Here is a 23,152-nt window from a genome sequence, read left to right as displayed (position 1 = left end):
GCATCTTTTCGTTGCCCACTCGCCGATGAGCCGGTCGGGAAATCGAGCGTCCGCGTGCCCTGTGGCTCGTTGCGACCCCCGTCGCACGGCTCTGGCCCGCGGCAGTGTCCGGAACCCTCAGGGCTCCGGACTACCGGCAAGTAAGACGCTTACGCTATCAAAGTTGTGCGCGGGAGCCGATTTTCGGGCTAGAAGGCGCGGGCGTACTGCGACGGGATATGCGGTCCTACCTCGGCGTTCAGTTCACGGGCCGCCCGGCGCGCCCAGTAGGGATCACGCAACAGTTCGCGGCCGAGGAGCACCGCCACTGCGCTTCCGTCTTCGACGATCTTCTCGGCCTGTTCGGGTTCGGTGATGAGGCCGACGGCGGCGGCCGGTAGCAGGCTCTCGTTCTGCAGGCGACGGGCGAACGGAACCTGGTATCCCGGCTCCACCGGAATCTTGGCTGCCGGTGAATTACCACCGGTGGACACGTCGACGAGATCGACGCCGTAGTCGGAGAGGATGTTGGCGAGGGCTACGGTCTGATCCGCGGTCCAGCTCTCGACGTCGAGCCCACGTTCTTCCGTGAGCCAATCGGTTGCCGAGACCCGGACGAAGAGCGGTAGCTCGGCCGGCCACACCTCGCGGACTGCGCTCAGGATTTCGAGGAGCAACCGGATGCGGTTCTCGAAGCTGCCGCCGTAGCGGTCGGTCCGCTTGTTGCTCTCGGGGGAGAGGAACTGATGGATCAGGTATCCGTGGGCCGCGTGAATTTCCACGACCTTGAATTCGGCCTTCAGTGCGCGGGTAGCCGCCGCTGCAAAGTCTGCGACGACCTTCTCGATGCCTTCCGTGGTGAGCTCGACCGGATCGGCAAGGTGACCGAACGGAACCGCGCTCGGGGCAACCGTCTGCCACGAGAGTCGGTCGTCGGCGGGCAGACTCTTGCCTCCGCGCCACGGAACCTGCGTCGACGCTTTGCGTCCGGCGTGGGCCAGCTGAATTCCGGGCACTGCGCCGAAGTACGCGAGTTGCGCGTTGATCTCGGCGAAGGCTTGCGCCTGCGTGTCGTTCCAGATCCCCAGATCAGCTGCCGATATGCGGCCTTCGGGATTGACGGCCGTCGCCTCGGTGAGAATCAGGCCGGTGCCGCCGATTGCACGGCTCACCAGATGCGTGCGATGCCACTCGTTGGGCACTCCGACCTGGTCGCCGATGACGTCAGCGGAGTACTGGCACATCGGTGCCATCCAGACGCGGTTCGGGATGGTGACGCCGCGCAGGGTCAAAGGCTCGAACAACACACTCACGGATGGCTCCTGACTCGAAGAAGAAGGTCGGTGGGTGCAACAGTGTCGCGCGCCGGAATTGTTCCCCGGCGGTCCGCCGAAACGTTCGCAGGCGGTCCGCCTAAATGTTCGCAGGCGGTCCGCCTAAATGTTCGCAGGCGGTCCGCCGGAATGGTCCCGGGTGGTCACAGCCTCGTTCCGCCGAGCAGGCCGTCACGGTGGGTGGTTAATGTGTATTCATGACCGCTGTGACTTCCAACGCAGAAACCGTCGACTCGAACGCGTCCGACACCAAGTCCGTCGTGCACGACGCCGCACGCCGAGCCCGTAAGGCTTCGCGCGTCCTGGCTCTGCTGACCACGGCGCAGAAGGATGCTGCGCTCAACGCCGCAGCCGACGCGGTACTCGCGGCAAGTGATCGGATTCTCGCGGCCAACGCTCTCGATATCGACACCGCGAAGGCGGGCGGCACCGAGGAATCGCTGCTCGACCGTCTTCGTCTGACCGCTGAGCGGATCGAGGGCATCGCGTCGGGTTTGCGTCAGGTTGCCGGACTACCCGATCCGATCGGTGAAGTGCTTCGTGGATCCACTTTGCCGAACGGTTTGGAGCTACGCCAGCAGCGCGTTCCGCTCGGTGTCGTCGGCATGGTCTACGAGGCTCGCCCCAACGTGACCGTCGATGCCTTCGGGCTCACCCTCAAGTCGGGAAATGCTGCGCTGCTTCGTGGTTCGTCCTCGGCGGTCAAGTCCAACGAAGCGTTGGTGGCGGCTCTGCGTGCGTCGTTGGTTGATCAGGGACTGCCCGAGGATTCCGTTCAACTACTGCCGAGTGCGGATCGCTCCACGGTCACTCATTTGATTCAGGCCCGTGGCCTCGTCGACGTCGTCATCCCGCGCGGCGGTGCCGGCTTGATCAGCGCCGTCGTGCGTGATGCCACCGTGCCCACCATCGAGACCGGTGTCGGTAACTGCCACGTCTATGTTCACTCGGCCGCCGATCTACTGATGGCCGAGAAGATTCTTCTCAACTCCAAAACCCGTCGGCCCAGTGTGTGCAACACGGCAGAGACGGTGCTGGTCGACGCCGCTATTGCCGAGACGGCCGTGCCGAAGCTGCTCCAAGCGCTTCAGATGCACGACGTCGTCGTGCACGGTGATCTGCCGGGACTGGTTCCCGCGACCGAGGACGACTGGTCGAAGGAATACCTCACCCTCGACGTCGCCCTCAAGGTCGTCAAGGACTTGGACGCTGCCGTCGAGCACATCGACCAGTACGGAACCGGCCACACCGAAGCCATCGTGACGTCCGATCTCTCGGCTGCCCGCGAGTTCACCGCTCGAGTCGACGCCGCGGCAGTGATGGTCAATGCGTCGACTGCCTTCACCGACGGTGAGCAGTTCGGGTTCGGCGCCGAGATCGGCATCTCCACCCAGAAACTGCATGCGCGTGGCCCCATGGGGTTGCCGGAACTGACGTCCACCAAGTGGATCGTCTGGGGCGACGGGCACACCCGACCCGCCTGAAAAGTTCACCAGACTTGCCCCACCTCTCAAGGAGTTAACCGTGGACCGAGCACTTCCCGACACGACGCCGTTCTTCTCGACCGTCGACGACGTGATCGAACGGCTGGCCGAAACCGGCTATCTGTCCGACAAGGCCACCGCGACGGCAGTCTTCCTGGCCGATCGTCTGGGCAAGCCGCTGCTCATCGAGGGCCCGGCCGGTGTCGGAAAGACGGAACTCGCCCGCGCAGTCGCCCAGACCACGGGCGCAGAACTGGTGCGTCTGCAGTGCTACGAGGGCGTCGACGAGGCTCGTGCACTCTACGAGTGGAACCACGCGAAGCAGATTCTTCGGATTCAGTCGGGCGGGGCGAGCGGAGCGAGGGGTGATGTCGCGGTCGACCACAGCTGGGATTCGACGAAGGCGGATGTCTTCTCGGAGGAGTTCCTGCTCGCACGTCCACTGCTCAAGGCCATTCGCCGCGAGGACCCGACGGTGCTGTTGATCGACGAGACGGACAAGGCAGACGTCGAGATCGAAGGTCTGCTCCTCGAAGTGCTCAGCGACTTCGCGGTCACGATCCCCGAGCTCGGAACCATTACCGCCACCCGCAAGCCGTTCACGGTGTTGACCTCGAATGCCACTCGCGAACTCTCGGAGGCTCTGAAGCGTCGTTGCCTCTTCCTGCATCTCGACTTCCCGGACGCCGACCTCGAGCGTCGCATCCTCGCAAGCCGTGTGCCGGAGCTTCCTGAAGCGATTGCCGAGCAGCTGGTCAACACCATTCGTGTTCTTCGCGGAATGCAGCTCAAGAAGGTCCCTTCGGTATCCGAGACCATCGACTGGGGACGCACCCTTCTTGCTCTGGGCATGGACACTCTCGACGACGATGCCGTTCGCGCCACGCTCGGCGTGATCCTCAAGCACCAGTCGGACCAGGTGCGTGCCGCCGCTGAACTTCGGCTGAACTGAGGTCTGACATGGCTCCCGCAGCATCGACGTCGCCGCTCTCACCTGGCGGCCTGGCAGCGCCGCACGGGATTCCCGGTCACCTCGTCGATTTTGTCGAGGCTTTGCGACGACGCGGAATCATGGTCGGCCCGTCCGAGACAGTCGACGCCGGTCAGGTCATGTCTGTTCTCGACCTGCTCGATCGTGAAGCGCTTCGTGAAGGGCTGGCATGCTCGCTCCTGCGCAGGCCGACCCACCGGGCGACGTTCGACGCCGTCTTCGACCTGTGGTTCCCCAAGGCGATCGGTGACCGTGCGGTCGGCGACGTCGACGTCACACTGCCGCGCAAGCCAGACGGCTCGATCGACCTGCAGGCCTTGCGTGAGCTCATTGCCGAACTGCTGACAGACGGCAGTGACGAGGCGATGGAGATGACCGAACTCCTGACCGCCGCGATGGTCGAGGAACTCGGGCAGTACCAGTCGAGTAACGGCCCGTCGTTCTCCGCCTATCAGGCGCTGCGTGACGTCGCCCCGGAGACGTTGCTCAACAAGATCCTGCAGGGCCTGCTCGGCAACCAGGAGGGTTCCGGGTCAGAGGGCAAGGACAACTCCGACTATCAGTCCGAGGTCGCCAAGCGCACGGCAGCGCAGCGCATCGCGGACTTCCGCAAGATGGTCGAGAAGGAAACGCGTCGACGCACAGCCGAGAATTTGGGCAAGGAGCGGGTCGCCACGTACGGCGTTCCGAAACTCGCCGAGGAAGTCGACTTCTTGCGAGCGTCCGATGCCGAACTCACCACGCTGAAGAAGAACGTCGCACCCCTGGCTCGCTTGTTGGCCAGTCGTCTCGCCGTGCGTCGCAGCCGCTCTCGCGCGGGTTCGATCGACCTACGTCGTACGTTGCGCAAGTCCATGTCGACGGGCGGAGTGCCGATCGATCTGGTGCAGCGCAAGCCGAAGCGGGCGCGGCCCGAACTTGTGGTGATGTGTGACGTATCCGGCTCGGTGGCGGGGTTCAGCCATTTCACTCTGCTGCTCGTGAACGCTTTGCGTGAGCAGTTCTCGCGCGTGCGGGTGTTCGCGTTCATCGACACGACCGACGAGGTCACGCGGTTCTTCGACTCGAACGCAGACCTTGGATCAGCGATGTCACGGATGGTGCGTGAGGCCGAACTGATCACCTACGACGGCCACTCAGACTACGGACACGCCTTCGGAGTGTTCCAGGAGAAGTTCGCGCAGTCGATCACCAGTCGCACGTCGCTACTGGTACTCGGCGACGGTCGCAACAACTACCGCGATCCCAACCTTCAGTCGCTGTCGCAGATGGTGGCAGTAGCCAAGCACGCGCACTGGCTCAACCCCGAGCCGAAGGGGCAATGGGGAACGGGTGACTCCGCGGCGAAGGTCTACAACGAGGTCATCAGCATGCACGAGTGCCGCTCGGCCCAGCAGCTTGCCGACGTCGTGTCCCGTCTGCTGCCGGTCTGACCCGTAAGCTCGACACTCGTGCAGAAGGGACTATCGGTGGAACGTGCTCGACGCCTAGGAGTGATGGGTGGCACCTTCGACCCCATTCACCATGGCCACCTCGTTGCGGCCAGTGAGGTCGCCGACCGGTTCGGACTCGACGAAGTGATCTTCGTCCCCACCGGGCGGCCCTGGCAGAAGCAGGGGAAGGGCGTCAGTCCTGCCGAGGACCGGTACCTCATGACGGTCATCGCCACCGCCTCCAACCCGCGGTTTTCCGTCTCTCGGGTCGACGTCGACCGTGAAAAAGTGACGTACACCGTCGACACGCTGCGAGACCTCCGGGCCTACCACCCTGACGCCGAACTCTTCTTCATCACCGGTGCCGATGCGCTGGCCAGCATCCTTTCCTGGCAAGATTGGGAAGAGTTGTTCGCATTGGCGAAGTTCGTCGGGGTATCGCGACCGGGTTTCGATCTCAATGCAGAGCACCTGGCCGGTCACCTCGACACCATGCCCGCCGACGCGGTCACGTTGATAGAGATTCCGGCACTTGCCATTTCGTCGACCGAATGTCGGCGTCGGGCAAGTGAAGACCGCCCCGTCTGGTACCTGGTGCCGGACGGAGTGGTGCAGTACATCTCGAAGCGGAACCTGTATCGACCTGTCGACGCGGAGCGCCGCGACGGAGCTACAACGATGTCGGAGCCCGCACCGGGGAAGTCGGAAGCCGTCCCGGGCGCCGAATCGAGCTAGCCGAGAACAACAAGTACTTTCTGAAGACGAAACTGGAGAACATCGAGTGAGCGCAAACACCGAAGCCATCGACATGGCACGCATCGCGGCCTTGGCAGCCGACGAGAAGCTGGCCACCGAAGTGGTGGTGCTCGATGTGTCCGAACAGCTGGTCATCACGGACTGCTTCGTCATCGCATCTGCGACGAACGAGCGTCAGGTCAACTCGATTGTCGAGAACATCGAAGACCGTCTCCGCGAAGCGGGACACAAGCCGGTCCGCCGTGAAGGCACCCGCGAGGGCCGCTGGGCATTGCTCGACTACGCCGACATCGTCGTCCACGTCCAGCATGACGAGGAGCGCAACTTCTACGCTCTCGATCGTCTGTGGAAGGACTGCCCGACGGTCGAGGTCGAAGGCCTCGGACAGAACCGTCCCGGCCCCGCCGACGCCAACACGGTGTTCGAGACCGACACGGTTTCCGAGCCGGACGCGCAGGATCCCTCGCTGTGACTTCGTCGGCGCCCAGTGCGGCGTCGAACCCTGTCCGCCGGCTCATCCTGCTGCGTCACGGACAGACCGAATACAACGCCGACTCTCGGATGCAGGGGCAACTCGACACCGACCTGTCGGAGTTGGGACGCACGCAGGCCAAGAGTGCAGGTCCGGTGATCGCCGATCGCAGGCCGTTGACGATCGTGTCCTCGGATCTGCGTCGGGCGTACTTCACGGCCGTCGCTGTCGGTGATGCCGCCGGACTTCCGGTCCTCACCGACACGCGTCTGCGTGAGACACACTTGGGGGAATGGCAGGGCCTGACTCATCATGACGTCGACGAGCGCACTCCCGGTGTGCGATCTGCGTGGCGAGCGGATGCCACGTTGGCGCCGCCCGGCGGCGAAAGCCGAATCGACGTCGCGAATCGCAGCCTCCCCGTAGTTCACGAATTGCTCGACACGCACCCGGACTGGGCCGAGCGGCCCGTGGTTCTGGTGGCGCACGGAGGCTTGATCGCGGCACTGACAGCGGCATTGCTCGACCTACCCATCGATCGCTGGGCCGTCCTCGGCGGATTGGGAAACACCAGTTGGGTGCAACTCAGTGGACATGGTGACGTCAAGTCGATCGAGTGGCGACTCGACGTATGGAATGCTTCTGCGAGTGTCGCAAATGACGTCCTCTGAAAGTGCCGACGGGCAGCGCCCCGTCCTCCTCGTACTCGCGGATTCGCTGTCGTATTTCGGCCCCAAAGGCGGCCTCGCGGCAGATCATCCACGCATCTGGCCCAACATCGTGGCCGACGAACTCGGCTGGGACGTCGAGTTGGTCGCCCGTATCGGATGGACGTGTCGCGACGCGTGGTGGGCACTGACTCAGGATCCTCGTGTGTGGGCGGCGGTGCCGCGGGCCGGCGCCGTCGTGTTCGCGGTCGGCGGGATGGACTCGCTGCCGTCCCCATTGCCTACCGCGCTCCGCGAGACCATCCGCTACGTTCGGCCACCCGCGCTTCGACGCGTGGTGCGCGAGGGTTATCAATGGCTGCAGCCGCGGCTTGCACCTCTGGGCCGCCCGGTCGCACTTCCTCCCAAGCTGAGCGTCGAGTATCTGGAAAGCTCGCGAAATGCGTTGGAGTACATGCGGCCGGAACTGCCGATGATCGCGACCTTGCCGTCAGTGCACCGCAGTGATGCCTACGCCAGCGTGCATGCCGGACGACCTGCCGCGGTGTCCGCGATCACCGAGTGGGCTACGGAGAAAGACGTTCCCGTAGTCGACCTTGCAGATGCAGTGCGTGACAACGTCTTTTCCGAGAACGGCAATCCTGACGGCATTCACTGGGGTTGGGACGGTCACGTCGGTGTAGCCCGCGCGATGATCGCTGCGATTCGCGGGGTCGAGTCGCAGAAAACGGTTTCGCCGGAACTGGTTTCGCCGGAACTGGTATCACCGCCGAGCGAAGTCGGGTAGCAGAATGCCGGTCGTCGTCGTCACGGATTCCTCCGCCTGCATCCCGCAGGAGTCGGCCGACGCATGTGGCATTCAGGTTGTTCCGCTCCACGTGCTCCATGACGGTTGCGACTTGCGAGAGGGCGTCGACGCAATGCCGAGCGACCTGTCGGGAGTGACAACGGCCGGAGCGTCGCCCGCCGAGTTGTCCGAAGCGTATGCACGCGCCCTGGACATGAGCGACGGTGACGGCGTTCTCGCCGTTCACATTTCACGTCAACTGTCGGGAACGTGGGAAGCCGGACGAGTCGCAGCCCAGGAATTCGGTGGCGCCGTCCGGATCGTCGATTCACAGTCCGCCGGTATGGGTTTGGGCTATCCGGCTCTCGAAGCTGCACGCTTGGCCGAGAAGGGCGCTTCACTCGAAGAGGCGTACGGCCGGGCGGTCGACGTCGCCAGCCGTGGGCGCTGCTACATCGTCGTCGACAAACTTGATCAATTGCGTCGGGGCGGACGAATCGGAACCGCCGCTGCGTTGCTGGGTACTGCATTGGCGATGAAGCCGATCCTGCATCTGGTGGACGGCAAACTCGTGCTCGGCGAAAAAACGCGCACCACCACCAAAGCGCTTGCACGCTTGGTTGATTCGGCAGTCGAGCGCGCCGGTCTCGGCCGCGTGGCGATAGCCGTGCATCACATGCGAGCACGAGAGCGTGCCGACGGGATAGCGGAACAGTTGGCCGAGCGCATTCCCGATGTAGCGGAATCCGTGGTTACCGACTTCAGCGCGGTTATCGGAGCGCACGTCGGTGTCGGCGCGATCGGTGTTGTGGTGTGCCCGTTGCCGGAGATCGACGCGAACACCTGATCGTTTCTCCACAATCCCCGAGTTCTCCACAGGTCGAAATTCATCGTCTTCGGTGGCGAGGTCTCTCGTTAGCGTCCAGTCATGAGGATCAGCGAGGAGCGCGAGCGGGCGCGTGATCGCCTCGCGGCGATGGACGGAAACTACCGGCAGCGACCGGCCGTCGACGAATTCGAGGATTCAGGGTCTTTCGAGAGGTCCCCCGAGTGGCTTCGGGACTTCGACGAGGACGACTACGACGCTCAGCCCGACTCGTCACGGTTCGACCGATTGCCCGAACATTGGCGCGGTACACGTTGGCGCCCGAGTCGGTCGGCGACCTGGGTGTTGGCGATCTTTGCAGTTCTGGCCACGGGAATCGGCTTGTTCGCCGTGTGGTGGGATTCTCCGAGCATGCAGGCGGTCCCAACGTTGCCCTCGCCCCAGAATGTCACGGAGAAGAATGTGACTGCCGGCGATGGTGAATCAGCCAGTCCTGTACCGACCGGCGTCGTGGCAGAGCAGCCGCCCGAGGCTGTGGTGGTCAGTGTCGTCGGGCTCGTGCGCACGCCTGGGCTTGTCAATCTTCATTCGGGCTCGCGCATCGCCGACGCGCTTGCTGCGGCAGGTGGCGTGCTCGACGGAGCGGAGACGGTGGGCCTGAATCTGGCTCAGAAACTTGTCGACGGCGATCAGATCGTGGTTGGTGCGGCCGATCAGTCCGGTGGTGTTTCTTCGAGTACCACTGCAGGAGGGACCAGCCCCGCAGCTACGGGGGAATCCGGCGGGGCTGGGCTGGTGAACCTCAATACCGCCACCGAGGCCGAACTGGACGAGCTTCCCGGGGTAGGGCCGGTAACGGCTGCGGCGATCATCTCCTGGCGCACATCCAACGGAAAATTCACGGACATAGAACAATTGGGGGAAGTCGACGGGATCGGCCCGGCAAGGTTGGCCAAATTGCGAGTGCTGGTGTCGGTGTGAACGAACCGGAAGCCTCGCCGGTCCTCGACGCTCGACTGCTTCCGTCTGCCGTCGCGGTGTGGGGGAGCAGTGCGGTGGGGATCCTGTTCGGCCCGGTCGCCGCGTGGGTACTGGCGGTGGCGTGTGCGGTTCCAGCGGCACTCCTCACTTACGTGGTTGTGCGCCGGACATCAGCGGGGTGGGTACGAATCATGTTGGTTGCATTGCTGTTCGGTGCCGGGTGTAGTGCCGTCGGCGGGTGGCGGGCGTCCGAGGCGGAGAGGCACCCACTGACCCGAGCTTCTCTCGAGGGAGCTTGGGTGAGTGTCGAAGTGGAACCCTCGGAGGATCCGCACGCGGTCTCCGGCGCGGTGGGTCAAGGTCAGGTCGTCTTCAGGGCAACCGTCAATTCGGTGACTGCCCAGAACCGCAGGTACTCCGGAGGCGGCTTGGTCACCATCCGGGCGCCCAGTTCGTCGTGGCTCGAAGTTGTTCCAGGGCAGAGCCTCACGGTTCGTGGCCGGGCGAGTCAGCCATGGCGTAGCGATTCCACGCTCGCCGTGATCACGTCCGAAGGGCCTCCCGTCGCGGTGGGAGAAGTGCCCTGGTATCAGCGATGGGCAAGTGTGGTGCGCATTCGTTTCGCGGCTGCGTGCTCGGCTGCACTCCCGCCGGATCAGGCGGGTCTGCTGCCTGGCCTCGTCGTCGGAGACACGTCGGCGCTGTCGCCGGTGGTGAAGGACAACTTCACCGTTGCCGGACTTTCCCATCTCACCGCGGTGTCCGGCGCCAACATCAGCATTCTGCTCGGGGCCGTTCTGCTGTTGGTCAGAGCCGCGGCGCTCAGTCCACGGGTCGGCGCCGCTTTGGCGGTGGTAGCCCTCGTTGCCTTTGTTGTCGTCGCGAGGCCGTCGCCGAGTGTTCTACGCGCGTCGGTGATGGGCTTGGTAGGCCTGCTCAGTCTGGTCACTGGTCGGCGCAAACAGGCGCTGCCTGCGCTTGCCGCCGCCGTCATCGTTCTGGTAGTCGTGATGCCCGAGCTGGCCGTCGACTGGGGGTTTGCGCTGTCGACTACTGCCACGGGCGCGCTGGTGATCATTGCGCCGGTGTGGGTGGACGTGCTTCGCCGAAGAGGCTGGCCCCGTTGGTTTTCGGAGATGACAGCTGTCTCGGGTGCTGCGTTTGTCGTGACTGCACCGTTGGTGGGCGCCATGGCGGGAACCTTCAGCGTAGTCACGATTGCCGCGAACATGGCGGTGGCGCCCGTGATCGGAATCATCACGGTGTTCGGTGCGGTGATTGCCTTGTGTGCGCTGATCTGTCCACCGATCGCGGTGTTCGTCGCGCCATTGGTGCGGCCGCCGATGGGGTGGCTGCTGTGCGTGTCCGAGCGGGCGGCGGCGCTTCCCGGAGCGTCGGTGGTAGTGCCGTCAGGACTCATCGGTGCCCTCGTCGTCGTGGGAGTCCTACTGGCCGCGGCCCTGACGCTGTGGAATCGGATTTCGAGATGGGTGCTCGGCGTTCTCGTTCTGGGAGTTGTTCTGGCCCTGATCTTTCAACACGTGTTCGGGGGTGGCCGTTTTGCTCCGGGGTGGGCGCTGGTGATGTGCGACGTCGGTCAGGGGGACGGTCTTGTGCTCTCGACTGGAGACGGCAGGGTGATCGTGATCGATGTCGGTCCTGATCCCACGTCGATGGATCGTTGCCTGAACATGTTGGACGTCAACGACATCGCGTTGCTGATGATCAGTCATTTTCATGCCGATCACATCGGTGGATTGGAAGCAGTCCTGAGTGGGCGTTCGGTCGCTGCGATCGGAGTCGGGTCGATGTTGTTGCCGGAGTCAGGTTTTCGGGCGGTGAAGGATACCGCCGACTCGCAGGCCGTTCCGGTTGTCTCGTTGCGCGCAGGTATGGAGTTGACGTTGGGATCGGTGAACGTGGAGGTTCTCGGTCCGTTGGTTCCGGCTCCCCGCGATGCGGGGGACGGCGCGGACGCCGCGAACGATCAGTCGCTGGTGGTGATGGCGCACACGGGCGCGGGTCGAATTCTGTTGACGGGCGACGCCGAAGTTGCGGGGGAGGAGGCGATCCTCCGATCGGGAGCGGACGTGAAGGCCGATGTGTTGAAGCTGCCCCATCACGGTTCTCGGACCACGTCGTCGGCATTTCTGGAAGCGGTGCGTCCGAGGTTGACGATGATCAGCGTCGGCGTCGGCAACAGTTTCGGGCACCCGAATGCGGAGGTTCTCGATGAACTGGATTCATTGGGCGGGGCGGTGGTTCGGACCGACGTCGACGGCACCGTCGCTGTGTACGGCGGGGGCGGCGGGTCTGTGTCGATCGTGTCGGTTCCTCGTGGGACCATCTTCGGGTGAGTAATCCGTCTGGAGTCGATCCGCTGCATCTTGTTCTCGGGGACGACGAGTTCCTGATCGACCGCACGGTATCGCAGCTCATCAGAGCTGTCCGCGGTGACCGCGGCCAGGGTATTTCGGATCTCCCGGTGACCAAGATGCGCGCGGGCGACACCAATGCTCCCGAGTTGGCCGAGTTGCTCAGCCCTTCTCTTTTTGCCGAAGACCGTGTGATCGTCTTGGAATCGGCTGCAGAAGCAGGCAAAGATGCCGTAGCGCTTGTCCTGGAGGCTGCACGCGAGCCGGCAGAAGGTGTGGTTCTGATCGTCGTGCACTCGGGCGGCGGTCGCGCGAAAGCGTTGGCGCCGGCCCTCGAGAAGCTCGGGGCGACGGTTCACAACTGCGGAAAACTGAACAAGAGTCAGCTTGTCGACTTCGTCCGGGGTGAGTTTCGGACCGCAGACGTGAGGGTTGCGCCAGATGCGATCGCCGCGATGATCGAAAGCGTCGGCTCCAACCTCCGCGAACTCGCGTCGGCCTGCTCGCAATTGGCGGCAGATACGGGCGGCAAGATCGACGTGGATGCAGTCCACAAGTATTACTCGGGCAAGGCCGAGGTTTCCGGATTCGACGTGGCCGACAAAGTCATCGTCGGCGATACCCGGGGTGCGCTCGAGGCGCTCCGATGGGCAGATCAGATCGGAACAGCCCATGTTCTGCTCGCGGATGCCCTCGCCGACGCAGTCCACACCATCGCGAAGGTCGGCCCGTTTGCACGGGGCGGTGACCCGTTCCGGTTGGCGTCGGATCTCGGAATGCCGCCGTGGAAGGTCAAGAAGGCGATCAAGGAGGTCGGCGGCTGGGATCCCACGTCGATCGGCGCTGCGATGCAGATCGTCGCCGCCCTCAATGCCGACGTGAAGGGTGCCGCAGTCGACTCGTCCTTCGCCCTGGAGATGGCAGTGCGGAAAGTGTGCGCGTTGCGGAAGAACTGAGTAGAACGTGGCCTACTGCGCGTCCGGCCAGAAGTAGTCCGACGACAGTGGCGGCCGTGGCCTCACCCGCCCGGTAGTCGAGGCGTTTCACGCAGGCTTGCTCCAACTGAGTAGCGGAATGGCCTGAGGCCGTGTCGTTGGTTCACCTGTTCTGATGTCGGTCACCCGTAGTGAGTCGTGCGACACCGGATTCACCACACTGCCGCAGACAATGGTTTCTTGGCCGATGCTGTCCACCGGCACCTTCACGGTGGTGAGTAGCGCTCGTCCAACGGAGAGAAACGCCAGAATCGCAACGAGTGAACACATCACGCCGAGGAAGATCCGGAATTCGCTACGTTGCCTGCGCTTACACCATCCGTAGCTTGCGGCACCTCCGACGACTGCAACCGTCAATGATTCCCACCAACGAGGGATTCCCAGGGCGGCCACTACGCCGAAAGCGACGACCGCCCAGAAGACAGTCGTGAACAACCAGCTGCGAGGGCGCTTCCCGTGCCCGTTGATCGCCATCATCAGATGGTTGCAGCCCGCTCCACATATTCGCTGCAAGACATGGATGGCGGGTCTTCGCACTGACCCGATTGAATACGCAAAATAGCCGCCTGGTCTTTCGACCTGGCGGCTATCGAGACGATCCAGTGTGACGGCGAACCGTCACACTGGAAACGTCAGAGCTTGTTGGCAGCCTGCGAGAGTGCAGACTTCTTGTTGGCAGCCTGGTTGGCGTGAATGACGCCCTTGCTGGCTGCCTTGTCGAGCTTGCGGCTGGTGGAGACGAGGAGCTCGTTGGCCTTGTCCTTGTCACCGGCTGCCGCAGCCTCGCGGAATGAACGGATCGCGGTACGCAGCGAGGACTTCACCGACTGGTTACGGAGTCGGGCCGCCTCGTTGGTACGGATTCGCTTCACCTGGGACTTGATGTTGGCCACGCGTAAAATCCTTGTCGTCTTTAGCTGGTTACGGTCGAGAAAGCTGTGGGCGCACTGATGCACCGACTGGCAAGATTACCAGCCGAGGGCCCAAGAACCCAAACCGTCGCACGTTGCGTCTGTCGAGAAGGGTACATCGAGCGCCCGATTTCTCGCCGCGCTGCCGAATAGCCCCACTTGTAGCAGCATGTTGCCCTATGACGCCGCCGCCTTCGAAAAGTTCGAGTAAAACAGGTTCGACCACCACCCGAGCGCGTCCTGCCGCAGTGTTCGACGGATATTCAGACATCGGTCGCTACGAGTTGGCTTTCGACGAGATGTTCGAGCCCGACGGCTCGGTGCGTGGTCCGTACAAGGGTGTGTACAAAGCCCTGGCGCCGACGAGCAGCGCCGACCTCGCCGCGCGTGCCGACGCACTCGGACGCGCATTCATCGACCAAGGTGTGACGTTTTCGCTGTCCGGGCAGGAACGACCCTTCCCGTTGGATCTGGTGCCACGCGTCATCGCCGCCCAGGAGTGGTCGCGGCTGGAAAAGGGCATCAAACAGCGGGTGAAGGCGCTCGAGTTGTTTCTCGCGGACATTTACGGAGAGCAGCGAATCCTGCGCGATCACGTGTTGCCGCGCCGCCTGGTCACCTCGTGTGAGCACTTCCACCGTGAAGCGGCAGGCATCGTGCCGCCCAACGGTGTGCGAATTCACGTCGCGGGTATCGACCTAGTCCGAGACGAGGCGGGAGAGTTCCGAGTTCTCGAGGACAATCTGCGATCTCCGTCCGGTGTCTCCTATGTGATGGAAAACCGTCGCACCATGACTCGGGTGTTCCCGGATCTGTTCATGTCCCACAAGGTGCGGGCGGTCGGTGATTACGCAACACACCTGCTGAGGGCGCTGCGTGCGGGTGCTGCACTCAACGAAGCGGACCCGACAGTGGTTGTTCTCACACCGGGTATCGCCAATTCCGCCTATTTCGAGCATTCGTTGCTCGCTCGTCAGATGGGTGTGGAACTCGTCGAAGGTCGCGACCTGTTCTGCCGCGACAACATGGTGTACATGCGCACTACGGAAGGCGAGCGCCAGGTCGATGTCATCTATCGCCGCATCGACGACGAGTATCTCGACCCGATGCACTTCCGTCCGGATTCGATTCTCGGCGTCGCAGGCCTACTGAATGCGGCGCGGGCGGGCAACGTGGTGATCTCGAGCGCCGTCGGCAACGGAGTCGGTGACGACAAACTCGTCTATACCTACGTTCCGCAGATCATCGACTACTACCTCGGTGAGAAGCCGCTCTTGCAGAACGTCGACACGTTCCGCTGTTGGTTGGACGAGGAGTGCGAGCAAGTCCTCGACCGCGTCGCCGAACTGGTCATCAAGCCGGTGGAAGGGTCCGGCGGCTACGGAATCGTCTTCGGACCCGACGCGAGCCCCAAGGAACTGGCCGCGATAACCCGCAAGATCAAGGCAGACCCGCGCGGGTGGATTGCGCAGCCACTCGTGCAGTTGTCCACGGTGCCGACCAAGATCGACGATGTTCTCTCGCCGCGCCACGTGGACTTGCGGCCCTTTGCCGTCAACGACGGTGAGGACGTGTGGGTGTTGCCCGGCGGCCTGACCCGGGTGGCACTTCCGGAAGGTTCGCTGGTGGTCAACTCCAGCCAGGGCGGCGGAAGCAAGGACACGTGGGTGCTTGCGAGTCGCACCTCTGACGAAGACCCAGAGTTGTCAGGCGAGGAACTGGTGTCCGAGCCCCCGGAATCCGCGGAGCCGGTGCAGGGTCCCGAACTGAGCACCTCGCAGCAACAACAGCAGCAGCAACAGTGAACACCTCGGAAGTGCCCAGCTACCAAGAACTATCAGTGAACGGAGCGTGGTGACCGATGCTTGCTCGCAACGCAGAGTCCCTCTACTGGATCGGCCGCTACGTCGAGCGCGCCGACGACACTGCTCGGATCCTCGACGTCGCCGTCCATCAATTGCTCGACGACGCCACCGTCGACCCGGACCGCACGTCGCGTCTGCTCCTGCGTGTCCTCGGCATCGAGGCGCCGGAGGGCAAGCTCGACGTGCGCTCGCTCACCGATCTGGTTGCGTTCAGCCGCAACCAGGTTGGTTCGATCGTGGACTCGCTTGCAAGTGCTCGTGAGAATGCTCGCGGGGCGCGTGAGGTCACGTCGAGTGAGATGTGGGAGTGCCTGAACACCACGTACAACGGACTGGCCGAGCGTGAACGTGCCTCACGCAGGCTGGGGCCACACGAGTTCTTCCGCTATGTGGAGGAACGCGCAGCGATGTTCGCGGGCCTGGCGGATTCCACGCTCAGTCGCGACGACGGCTATCGGTTCCTTCTGCTGGGCAGGTCGATCGAACGTGTCGACATGATCGTGCGGATGCTTCTGGCGCGCGCCGGTGACCGCCCGTCGTCGCCGGCATGGGTCAGCGTTCTTCGCTCGGCGGGCGCACATGACACGTATCTGCGTACGTATCGCGGAGCACTCGACGCCAATCGCGTCGTCGAGTTCATCTTGTTGGACAGACTCTTTCCGCGCTCGGTGTTCCATTCGATCAGGCAGGCCGAGAAGTGCCTGCAGGAGCTCGACCCGCAGCCGGGCAGTCGCGTCGGAATCCGGGCGGAGGCGCCGCGGCTTCTGGGCCGCGCACGCAGCGAACTCGAGTTCCTGCCGCAGGGCGTGTTGCTCGAGGATCTGCAGGGACGGTTGCTCGGTTGGCAGGAGACCTGCCGCGAACTGGGTGAGGCAATTGCATTGCAGTACTTCCACGCTGCGCCGTGGGTCGCGTGGACGGATGCCGGCGCCGCGTATGCGGAGTCGACGGTGGAGGGAGAGCTGTGAGCTGGCGAATGAGGGTCGTGCACACCACGGGATATGCGTACGACGCCCCGGTGACGTCGTCGTACAACGAAGCGCGATTGACACCTCGCGGCGACACCAGGCAGACGGTGATACTCACGCGCGTCGAAACCCAGCCGGCCACACGTTCCTACCGATACACCGATTACTGGGGCACCGCGGTGACCGCCTTCGACTTGCACGCCCCGCACACGGAACTCGAAGTGACCGGACTGTCGGTGGTGGAGACGGAACCGTTCGTTCAGCCCGAGGAAACCGTCGACTGGGATGAATTGTCGGGAAACGCGATTAAAGATCGATTCAACGAACAACTGAGTTTCACGAGATATGTTCCGCGTGATCGTAAGCTGGCGACAATTGCCAAGGAATTGCGCAAAGATAAATCACCTGAAGATGCAGTAGTGGCTGCGTCGCAATGGGTTTACGGCGAAATGTCATATGTTCCGGGTACGACCGGAGTGCATACGTCGGCGGTCGAGGCGTGGTCGGCACGGAAAGGCGTCTGCCAGGACTATGCGCATCTGACCTTGGTATTGCTTCGAACGATGGGGATACCGTGTCGATACGTTTCCGGCTATCTCCACCCCAAACGTGATGCGGCAGTCGGGGACACGGTGGTCGGCGAATCGCACGCGTGGATCGAAGCGTGGACCGGCGCGTGGTGGGGATACGACCCGACCAATGCGATAGCTGTGAATGAACAGCATGTCTCGGTCGGAATAGGAAGGGACTATTCGGATGTGCCGCCTTTGAAGGGAATCTTTTCCGGTGGACGCTCCACAGATCTCGAAGTTGTTGTGGAGATCACCAGGCTTGCGTAAAGTCCGGCAAATCTAGGCGCGTGAGCATTACTACCGTTCGATGAGAAGAAGGTGGGAATATGTCTCCAACTGCACAGGAATTGACTGAGATCGAACCGATCTCGGATGTGAAGAAGTATGCGGCCGAAGCGGTGGGAACATTTGTGCTCGTGTTCTCCGCAGTCGGAACTGCCGTCTTTGCAGGTGCGAAAGTCGGCAATCTCGGAGTTGCCTTCGCATTCGGCCTGACCCTGCTGTTCCTCGTATATGCGATCGGACCGATTTCCGGTTGCCACGTCAACCCAGCAGTGACTCTCGGCCAATTCGTGATCGGGCGAATCTCAGCCGTCAATGCGGCGATTTACGTTGTCGCGCAAGTGATCGGCGGCTTGGTCGCAGGCGTCGTGATCTACACGGTGGCCAACAGTCTCCCGGCGTACAACCGTGCTGCTGACGGTTTGGGTGCAAACGGTTGGGGCGCACACAGTCCGTCTGCCGAGAAGAATCTTCTCGGAAACGTGGTTTCCGACGGCTACGGCATCGGTGCCGCCATGATCATCGAGATCCTGCTGACAGCACTGCTGGTATTCGTCGTTCTCGCGTCGACCGACCAGATCTCCGACGTGCCGCTCGCCGGGGTGTCCATCGGCTTCACCCTGGCCGTCATTCACCTGATCTCGATCCCGATCGACAACACCTCCGTCAACCCCGCTCGAAGCCTCGCTGTCGCACCGTTCCAGGACGGTGCACTCGGTCAGGTGTGGTTGTTCATCGTGTTCCCGCTCATCGGCGGTGCGCTCGGTGCACTCATCTATCGAGCACTCTTCGGACGGTTCAACCGTATGGACAGCTGATCGACACTGTTTCCATCGTCCGGGTCGGCTTCAGCTCCAGCTGAAGTCGGCCCGAAGTTTTGCCGCGACCGCGTCGAACTTCTTGTGATCCATGACGGCGCCCTCGCGCCGGATCCCGCTCTCGGGAACGTCGAGCACCCGGTCGAGCCGGACCCAGCTGGGCCTTCCCTCGCCGTCCCATGGACCCGAACCGATTGCGAGCCAATCGCGCTCACCCTGGCGTTTACTCTGCGAAGACAACATCAGGCCGAGCAGCGTGTCGCCGTCGCGGCCGACAACCAGCACCGGGCGGTCTTTGCCCTGGGTCGGATCCTCCTCGTAGGCAACCCAGGTCCAGACGATCTCGCCCGGATCGGCCTTGCCGTCGAGGTCGGGGGAGTACTCGACCTTGCGGGCGCGATGTGCGGTCGGAGACGTTCGCGCGGCGATCGGGCGGCCGGTCGGACCCGGCTTCGAGGCAGACGACTGGGACGTGGACGACTGCAGCTGGCGCAGCAACGCAGGGCCCTTCTCCACCGCGAGGGCGCCGAGGGTTCTGCCGATCTGCTTCCACATGCTTGCCATAGCGTTCGAGCATAATCACCCACCCGTGGGAACCCCTGGTACGGCGGCGCCGAGACTTGGATATCCTGAGGGTTGACAGTGGCCCGGATCCGGGCCGGTGCCGGTCCGACTAAGGGGTCTCCCATCAGCAGCTTCGCCGACAAGACGTTCACGGATCCTGCGCAGATCCGGAACTTCTGCATCATCGCGCACATCGACCACGGTAAGTCGACGCTGGCAGATCGCATGCTTCAGCTCACCGGTGTGGTCGAAGAGCGGGCGATGCGTGCGCAGTACCTGGACCGCATGGACATCGAGCGTGAACGCGGCATCACCATCAAGGCTCAGAACGTTCGTCTGCCCTGGACCGTCGACGGCGAAGAGTTCGTCCTCCACCTCATCGACACTCCCGGCCACGTCGACTTCACGTACGAGGTCTCCCGTGCGCTCGAAGCATGCGAGGGCGCAATTCTGCTGGTCGACGCTGCTCAGGGCATCGAAGCTCAGACGCTGGCGAACCTCTACCTGGCGATGGAGAAGGATCTCAAGATCATTCCCGTCCTCAACAAGATCGACCTCCCGGCCGCGGATCCCGACCGCTATGCCGAAGAGATCGCGCACATCACGGGCTGCGAGCCCGGTGATGTCCTGCGCGTCTCGGGTAAGACCGGTATGGGCGTCAAGGAACTGCTCGACGAGGTGATCAAGCAGGTACCTGCGCCTGTCGGCGATGCTGACGGTCCCGCCCGCGCGATGATCTTCGACTCCGTCTACGACGCCTACCGTGGCGTGGTCACTTACGTGCGTGTGGTCGACGGTCGGATCCGTCCCCGCGAGAAGATCACGATGATGTCCACGGGCACTACACACGAACTGCTCGAGGTCGGCATCATTTCCCCCGAGCCGAAGGCCAGTATCGGTCTGGGCGTCGGCGAGGTGGGCTACCTCATCACCGGCGTGAAGGATGTCCGCCAGTCGCGCGTCGGTGACACCGTCACCACCACCCGCAACGGCGCGACCGAACCGCTGGTCGGCTACCGCGATCCCAAGCCGATGGTCTACTCGGGCCTCTACCCGATGGACGGCTCGGACTACCCCGTGCTGCGCGATGCCCTCGACAAGCTCCGTCTCAACGACGCGGCCCTGGCGTATGAACCCGAGACGTCGGTTGCCCTCGGATTCGGCTTCCGCTGCGGCTTCCTCGGCCTGCTCCACATGGAGATCACCCGCGACCGCCTCGAGCGTGAGTTCGGCCTCGAACTGATTTCCACCGCGCCCAACGTCGTCTACCGCGTCGTGATGGAGGACGGGGCCGAGGTCATCGTCACCAACCCGTCGTACTGGCCGGAAGGCAAGGTTCGCGAGGTCTACGAGCCCGTCGCCAAATGCACCGTCATCGCCCCGAGTGAGTACGTCGGCGCCATCATGGAGCTGTGCCAGTCCCGTCGCGGTGAGCTCGGCGGCATGGACTACCTCTCCGAGACTCGCGTCGAACTGCGCTACGAACTGCCCATGGGCGAGATCATGTTCGACTTCTTCGACGCCCTCAAGTCCCGCACCAAGGGTTATGCCAGCCTCGATTACGAGGAGGCCGGTGAGCAGCAGGCCGACCTGGTGAAGGTCGACATCCTGCTGCAGGGCGAGGCCGTCGACGCGTTCTCCTCGATCGTGCACCGTTCCAACGCCGGCGCTTACGGCGGACGCATGACGTCGAAGCTGCGTGAGCTGATTCCTCGCCAGCAGTTCGAGGTTCCGATCCAGGCCGCGATCGGCGCGAAGATCATCTCGCGCGAGAACATTCGCGCAATCCGCAAGGACGTTCTCGCCAAGTGCTACGGCGGCGACATCAGCCGTAAGCGCAAGCTGCTCGAGAAGCAGAAGGAAGGCAAGAAGCGCATGAAGACCATCGGTCGCGTCGAGGTGCCGCAGGAAGCATTCGTGGCGGCCTTGACGTCGGAATCGGTCGGCGAGAAGCCCAAGAAGTAGGAGCGCATGGTCACCACCTGGTTGTCCCGAGAGTTCGGAATCGAAATCCCGGTTCTCGGGGCGCCCATGGGTGGTCGCGCGGGCGGCGCGCTCGCCGGAGCTGTATCGGCGGCCGGCGGGTTGGGGCTGCTCGGCGCGGCTCGGTACAACACACCGGAGTGGATCGAGGCCGAAGCCGAAGTGGCCCGCTCGATCGGCGGAAAGTTCGGCGTCGGCCTGATGACGTGGTCGCTGCCCGAGAACGAGTTGATGCTCGACGCCGCGATTGCCGTCGAGCCGACCATGATCACCTTGTCGTTCGGTGATCCCGCCTCGTATGTCGGACGAATCCACGATGCGGGCATTCCCGTTGTGTCACAGATCAATACGCTCGAAGACCTTCGCATTGTCGAGGCCGCGGGTGTCGACGGCGTGATCGCGCAAGGCGGTGAGGCAGGCGGTCACACGGGCCGAATCGGAACCTTGCCGCTGCTGCAGGAGATCCTCGAAACGACATCACTTCCAGTACTGGCGGCCGGCGGAATCGGGACCGGCCGCGGTTTGGCCGCAGTCCTGGCAGCCGGCGGGGAAGGCGTGATGATCGGAACGGCGCTGCTCGCCAGCCCGGAGACGGTCGGGCCGGACTATGCCCGCGACCGCGTCGTCGAAGCCGGAAGTGCCGACACGATTTACACCTCGGTGTTCGACCGAGCGCGCAGTCAACCGTGGCCGCAGCGGTGGGGTGGCCGCGCGGTGGCCAACGAGTTCACTGCCGCCTGGCACGGAGTCGACGCCGATGAGGAAATGCTGGCGAAGGCGTACGACCCGTCGGATCCCCACAGCGGAGTCGTCTACGCCGGAGAAGCTGTCGGACTCGTACACGGAACCCATCCGGCCGGCGACGTGGTTCGACGCATCGGCGCCGATGCGGAGCGTCTGCTCTCTCGTTTCGCCTGAAAGCAAGGTCGGACACAACCGGGTCCCATATGAGAAGGTAAGCCTCTGCTAACTAGTGGAGGAGTATTTTCGTGCGTGCGATGAAGTTTTCGGCGGTGGCTCTCTTGGGAGCGCTGGTCGTAGGTATCAGCGGATGTTCGTCCTCGGACGCCGACGAGATCGCGGGCGGTCGGGTCACCACGATCGACCACAAGTTCGGCGCCACCACGATCACCGGGACGCCGACGCGCATCGTCGCGGCCGACACCCAGTGGCTCGACGCTCTGCTCGAACTCGGAATCCAGCCGGTGGGGTACCTGGCTGCCGGCCCGATGGGCGACGAGCGTGGTCTGTTCCCGTGGGAGAGTGGCGTGGACGCGTCGGCGAAGGAACTCGATCGCTCGGCGATCCAGCAGTTCGGTGTCCCGCTCAAAGCTGAAGAAATTGCAGCCTTGGATCCCGATCTGATTCTCGGCGGGTTCTCCGTCGCCGATCAGGACGATTTCGACCAGTTGAGCAAGATCGCTCCGACAATTGCCGGTCTGTCCGACGTCCAGGTCGATCCGTGGCAGGACCAGGTGGAGATTCTCGGCCGGGTTCTCGACAAGGAGTCGCGAGCCGACGAGATCGTCGAGGCGACAAACGGGCAGATCGATGCGCTCGCACAGCGGTTGCCGGGGCTGAAGGGTAAGACCGCTCTTTTGTCGCAGTACGTCTTCCCGACGTCGCAGTTGGTGATCGTCGCTGATCCCAAGGACGGTGCTTCGGGACTGTTCACGCGTCTGGGAATGTCGTTGCCGCCCAAGCTGGTCGACGAGGCCGGTGTGACCGGTGGCCGGCTGATACTCAGCCCGGAACGGGTCGACGCTCTCAGCGCCGACGTCGTGGTGCTGCTGCCCAACGGCGGGTCGCTCGACGACATGATGAAGCTGCCGGGGTTTGCCGACCTGCCTGCAGTCAAGGGTGGCGGATTGGCCATCGTCGACTATCCGACTGTTGCCGGCCTGAACACTCCGTCGTCGCTGTCGCTGAAGTACTCGCTCGAATCGATCACGCCGCAGCTCGAAGCGGTGGCCGGCTAGACCTGCTGTGCGCCGTTATTAAACCCGGGCGGTTAATAAAGGCGCACAGCAGGGGGGCGCGGTGGCGGGGTGGGCGGGGTGGGCCGCGGCCGCGGCGGGGGCGTACGCGGCGCGGGTGCCGTGGGCCCC

General features: G+C 63.5%; 22 protein-coding genes. 18 read left to right on the top strand and 4 right to left on the bottom strand.

Annotation, left to right across the window (positions count from 1 at the left end; genetic code table 11):
* Positions 1–188: 188 nt before the first annotated feature.
* Positions 189–1,292 (bottom strand): NADH:flavin oxidoreductase/NADH oxidase, encoded by a 1,104-nt coding sequence (locus tag ABH939_RS24560; protein ID WP_054826982.1) that lies wholly within the window; start codon positions 1,290–1,292, stop codon positions 189–191.
* Between the two features lie 218 nt (positions 1,293–1,510).
* Between ABH939_RS24560 and ABH939_RS24555 the strand changes: the two genes are divergently transcribed.
* The 11 genes from ABH939_RS24555 (at position 1,511) to holA (ending at position 13,042) form a co-directional block, all read left to right on the top strand.
* Positions 1,511–2,797, top strand: coding sequence for a glutamate-5-semialdehyde dehydrogenase (locus ABH939_RS24555; protein ID WP_054826981.1), 1,287 nt, complete (start codon positions 1,511–1,513; stop codon positions 2,795–2,797).
* Between the two features lie 40 nt (positions 2,798–2,837).
* Positions 2,838–3,749, top strand: coding sequence for a MoxR family ATPase (locus ABH939_RS24550; protein WP_003944506.1), 912 nt, complete (start codon positions 2,838–2,840; stop codon positions 3,747–3,749).
* Between the two features lie 8 nt (positions 3,750–3,757).
* The gene (locus ABH939_RS24545) at positions 3,758–5,221 is read left to right on the top strand and encodes a VWA domain-containing protein (RefSeq protein WP_007731020.1); all 1,464 of its coding nucleotides are present in this window, start codon (positions 3,758–3,760) and stop codon (positions 5,219–5,221) included.
* An 18-nt stretch (positions 5,222–5,239) separates the two neighbouring features.
* Complete coding sequence (gene nadD, locus ABH939_RS24540; RefSeq protein ID WP_003944462.1) at positions 5,240–5,956, top strand: nicotinate-nucleotide adenylyltransferase; 717 nt, start codon at positions 5,240–5,242, stop codon at positions 5,954–5,956.
* Between the two features lie 46 nt (positions 5,957–6,002).
* The gene (gene rsfS, locus ABH939_RS24535) at positions 6,003–6,449 is read left to right on the top strand and encodes a ribosome silencing factor (protein ID WP_003944502.1); all 447 of its coding nucleotides are present in this window, start codon (positions 6,003–6,005) and stop codon (positions 6,447–6,449) included.
* Complete coding sequence (locus tag ABH939_RS24530; RefSeq protein WP_058039398.1) at positions 6,446–7,120, top strand: histidine phosphatase family protein; 675 nt, start codon at positions 6,446–6,448, stop codon at positions 7,118–7,120. The genes rsfS and ABH939_RS24530 overlap by 4 nt, the downstream gene beginning before the upstream one ends.
* Positions 7,107–7,904: a diglucosylglycerate octanoyltransferase gene (octT, locus tag ABH939_RS24525; protein ID WP_124569244.1), complete on the top strand. Its 798-nt coding sequence runs from the start codon at positions 7,107–7,109 to the stop codon at positions 7,902–7,904. The genes ABH939_RS24530 and octT overlap by 14 nt, the downstream gene beginning before the upstream one ends.
* A 4-nt stretch (positions 7,905–7,908) precedes the next feature.
* Positions 7,909–8,751 carry a DegV family protein gene (locus ABH939_RS24520; protein WP_209447729.1) on the top strand — a complete coding sequence of 281 codons (843 nt, stop codon included), beginning with the start codon at positions 7,909–7,911 and terminating at the stop codon, positions 8,749–8,751.
* An 81-nt stretch (positions 8,752–8,832) separates the two neighbouring features.
* Positions 8,833–9,711: a ComEA family DNA-binding protein gene (locus ABH939_RS24515; protein ID WP_341514423.1), complete on the top strand. Its 879-nt coding sequence runs from the start codon at positions 8,833–8,835 to the stop codon at positions 9,709–9,711.
* A complete protein-coding gene (locus tag ABH939_RS24510; RefSeq protein ID WP_064689235.1) occupies positions 9,708–12,068 on the top strand; it encodes a ComEC/Rec2 family competence protein in 2,361 nt (786 codons plus the stop codon). Before ABH939_RS24515 ends, ABH939_RS24510 begins: the two co-directional genes overlap by 4 nt.
* On the top strand, positions 12,065–13,042 hold the full coding sequence (gene holA / locus ABH939_RS24505; RefSeq protein WP_003944476.1) for a DNA polymerase III subunit delta: 978 nt from the start codon (positions 12,065–12,067) through the stop codon (positions 13,040–13,042). The genes ABH939_RS24510 and holA overlap by 4 nt, the downstream gene beginning before the upstream one ends.
* Positions 13,043–13,129: 87 nt before the next feature.
* On the opposite strand, the gene ABH939_RS24500 is transcribed toward holA, so the two are convergent.
* Both ABH939_RS24500 and rpsT read right to left on the bottom strand, forming a co-directional pair.
* Positions 13,130–13,555 (bottom strand): hypothetical protein, encoded by a 426-nt coding sequence (locus tag ABH939_RS24500; RefSeq protein ID WP_341514422.1) that lies wholly within the window; start codon positions 13,553–13,555, stop codon positions 13,130–13,132.
* A gap of 158 nt (positions 13,556–13,713) precedes the next feature.
* Entirely contained in the window at positions 13,714–13,974 is a 261-nt protein-coding gene (rpsT, locus tag ABH939_RS24495) for a 30S ribosomal protein S20 (RefSeq protein ID WP_003944567.1), read from the bottom strand.
* Between the two features lie 197 nt (positions 13,975–14,171).
* On the opposite strand from rpsT, the gene ABH939_RS24490 reads away from it, so the two are divergent.
* From ABH939_RS24490 to ABH939_RS24475, 4 genes are read left to right on the top strand one after another with little or no spacing between them, the layout of a single operon-like run.
* The gene (locus tag ABH939_RS24490) at positions 14,172–15,797 is read left to right on the top strand and encodes a circularly permuted type 2 ATP-grasp protein (protein ID WP_003944471.1); all 1,626 of its coding nucleotides are present in this window, start codon (positions 14,172–14,174) and stop codon (positions 15,795–15,797) included.
* Between the two features lie 56 nt (positions 15,798–15,853).
* Positions 15,854–16,825, top strand: a complete 972-nt coding sequence (locus ABH939_RS24485) for an alpha-E domain-containing protein (RefSeq protein WP_003944483.1) — start codon at positions 15,854–15,856, stop codon at positions 16,823–16,825.
* An 8-nt stretch (positions 16,826–16,833) separates the two neighbouring features.
* A complete protein-coding gene (locus tag ABH939_RS24480) occupies positions 16,834–17,664 on the top strand; it encodes a transglutaminase family protein (protein ID WP_007731033.1) in 831 nt (276 codons plus the stop codon).
* Positions 17,665–17,723: 59 nt separating this feature from the next.
* Positions 17,724–18,497 (top strand): aquaporin, encoded by a 774-nt coding sequence (locus tag ABH939_RS24475; protein WP_003944482.1) that lies wholly within the window; start codon positions 17,724–17,726, stop codon positions 18,495–18,497.
* Positions 18,498–18,527: 30 nt separating this feature from the next.
* On the opposite strand, the gene ABH939_RS24470 is transcribed toward ABH939_RS24475, so the two are convergent.
* Entirely contained in the window at positions 18,528–19,061 is a 534-nt protein-coding gene (locus ABH939_RS24470) for a type II toxin-antitoxin system PemK/MazF family toxin (RefSeq protein WP_064689233.1), read from the bottom strand.
* Positions 19,062–19,133: 72 nt separating this feature from the next.
* Here ABH939_RS24470 and lepA point away from each other — a divergent pair, with 72 nt between their 5' ends.
* The 3 genes from lepA to ABH939_RS24455 all read left to right on the top strand — a co-directional run bounded on the left by lepA (position 19,134) and on the right by ABH939_RS24455 (position 23,023).
* Positions 19,134–21,026, top strand: a complete 1,893-nt coding sequence (gene lepA / locus ABH939_RS24465; protein WP_003944564.1) for a translation elongation factor 4 — start codon at positions 19,134–19,136, stop codon at positions 21,024–21,026.
* A gap of 6 nt (positions 21,027–21,032) precedes the next feature.
* Positions 21,033–21,962 carry a nitronate monooxygenase family protein gene (locus ABH939_RS24460; RefSeq protein ID WP_030536619.1) on the top strand — a complete coding sequence of 310 codons (930 nt, stop codon included), beginning with the start codon at positions 21,033–21,035 and terminating at the stop codon, positions 21,960–21,962.
* Positions 21,963–22,042: 80 nt separating this feature from the next.
* A complete protein-coding gene (locus ABH939_RS24455; protein WP_207624322.1) occupies positions 22,043–23,023 on the top strand; it encodes an ABC transporter substrate-binding protein in 981 nt (326 codons plus the stop codon).
* Positions 23,024–23,152 lie beyond the last annotated feature (129 nt).

Origin of the sequence: Rhodococcus sp. 27YEA6 (genome assembly GCF_044908235.1) — a bacterium.
Lineage (GTDB): Bacteria > Actinomycetota > Actinomycetes > Mycobacteriales > Mycobacteriaceae > Rhodococcus_F > Rhodococcus_F qingshengii.
This window is presented reverse-complemented; position numbering and strand designations above follow the sequence as displayed.